At 40.6% G+C, this 2,395-nt stretch carries 2 protein-coding genes; both read left to right on the forward strand.

Annotated elements, in window-relative coordinates; translation table 11 throughout:
• Positions 1 to 593, forward strand: a 593-nt coding sequence (locus UC75_RS21320; protein ID WP_228137300.1) for a BCCT family transporter, incomplete at its 5' end; no start/stop codon positions are given.
• Positions 594 to 713: 120 nt separating this feature from the next.
• Positions 714 to 2,395 (forward strand): choline BCCT transporter BetT (betT, locus tag UC75_RS11320; protein WP_228137301.1); only part of this gene is annotated, 1,682 nt, incomplete at its 3' end.

Genomic DNA, 2,395 nt, shown 5'->3' on the forward strand with positions numbered 1-2,395 from the left:
GCATTTCAAAAGGACGTACGATTCGTGAGGTTGTATTAGGTGTATGCCTGATTCCTCTAGGCTTTACGCTGGCTTGGATCTCGGTTTTTGGAAATACTGCCATTTACTTTATCTTGAACCAGAAACAGAAAGTTTTGGGCGATATGGTTTTAACTGATCCGGCATTGTCTTTATTTAAGTTACTCGAATATCTGCCGTTTAATCCGTATGTTGCTGGCATTGTTGTTGTAATTTGTTTCGTTTTATTTTTGACACCAGTTGGCTCTGGTACACTAATGATCGCTAATTTGTCCTCAAAAGGGGGCACCAATGATAGTGATTCACCGATCTGGTTACGCGTTTTTTGGTCTGTGGTAATTACCATTGTAAGTATTGGCTTGCTTTTGGCCGGTAGTTTTAACTCCATGCAAAGTGCTGTGGTGTTATGTGGTTTACCATTTTCAGTCATTATTTTGCTCTATATGTTTGGTTTAGCCAAAGCGTTAAAGCAAGATGATTTTGACCCTCAATTAGTGAAAAAACAGTTAGCTGTTTCAAAAGACATTTCGGTTCCGTCGAATTGTGACCAGAATAAAGTGACTGAGGTTTTATAACCCCAACCAATCACATCTATATATTATTTTTTGCGTTTAAAGTCGTCTTTTCATTGTTTTAAATAAGAGTGAAAAGACGAAATTAAATATTTTGTTTTTATTTTATTCCTTGAGGATTGTATGGCAACAGATAATCCAAGAGCAGTTGATGATTTAACATTATCTAAATCTAAAAAAGACCCGCTCAACCGTGTGGTTTTTTATTTTTCAGCTGTACTTATTTTAATTTTTTCTCTCGTCACGTTTTTGTTCAATGATTTTGCAAATAAAGTCATGAACGCCGTACTTCAGTGGGTAACCTCAACCTTTGGTTGGTATTATCTGCTTGCCGCAACGTTATATATGGTTTTCGTGATTTTTATTGCCTGTTCAAGATACGGCAGTATTAAATTAGGACCTAAGCATTCAAAACCTGAGTTTAGTTTACTCAGTTGGTCTGCGATGCTATTTTCGGCTGGTATCGGTATCGATCTGATGTTCTTCTCGGTCGCTGAACCATTATCTCATTATATGCAACCTCCTGTCGGAGCAGGTCAAACCTATGAAGCAGCACGCCAAAGTATGGTTTGGACTTTATTCCACTATGGCTTAACCGGTTGGTGTATGTATGCCTTGATCGGTATGTCATTGGGATACTTTAGCTATCGTTATAATTTGCCACTTACCATTCGTTCTGCACTTTACCCAATTTTCGGGAACAGAATTAATGGGGCAATTGGGCATAGTGTTGATACGGCTGCCGTCATCGGGACAATTTTTGGTATTGCGACGACCTGCGGGATTGGAGTTGTACAGCTGAATTATGGCCTACATGTGTTATTGGGGTTACCAGAAAATATCTGGATGCAATTTATCCTGATTGCAGTCGCGGTCGGCATTAGTGTTATTTCGGTGACATCTGGGGTCAATAAAGGCCTGCGGATTTTATCTGAAATCAATATTTATGTTTCGGTCGGGTTGTTGCTGTTTATTTTATTCTTAGGAAATACTGAGTTTTTACTCAATGCCCTTGTCCAAAATATTGGTGACTATTTAACTCGTTTTCCTGCTTTAGCATTACAAAGTTTTGCTTTTGAACAGCCTAAAGAGTGGATGAGTAGTTGGACTTTCTTCTTCTGGGCGTGGTGGATTGCTTGGTCTCCGTTTGTTGGACTTTTTCTGGCACGGATCTCAAGAGGACGTACCATCCGTGAGTTTGTGTGCGGTACCTTAATTATTCCACTTCTATTTACACTCACGTGGTTATCCATTTTTGGTAATAGTGCATTACACAGCGTTATTTTTGAAGGCAACCAGACCTTAGCCGCGACTGTGCTAGCAAATCCGGCTCACGGCTTTTATGACCTGTTAGCGCAATATCCGGGCTTTACCTTTATCGCTTCAATTGCCACCGTAACAGGGCTTTTGTTCTACGTGACTTCTGCCGATTCGGGAGCGCTGGTTTTAGGTAACTTCACGACTAAACTTACGAATATCGATAATGATGCTCCGCGTTGGTTAAGCGTATTTTGGGCAGTAGCAATTGGTTTATTAACGCTTGCCATGCTCATGACCAACGGAATTACTGCTTTGCAAAACGCGACCATCATTATGGGACTACCGTTTAGTTTCGTAATGTTCCTTGTGATGGCAGGGCTTTATAAGTCGCTGAGGCTTGAAGATTATAGGCAAGCCAGTCGAAGTATGAACGCAGCTCCGGTGGTAGGTAATGTGGATATTCTGAATTGGAAACAGCGTTTAACTCGAGTGATGCATCATCCGGGAACCACTGAAACCCAACGCATGCTAGATGCTGTTTGTCT

Origin of the sequence: Acinetobacter sp. V2 (genome assembly GCF_001188385.1) — a bacterium.
In the GTDB taxonomy this organism is placed as follows: Bacteria; Pseudomonadota; Gammaproteobacteria; order Pseudomonadales; family Moraxellaceae; genus Acinetobacter; species Acinetobacter oleivorans.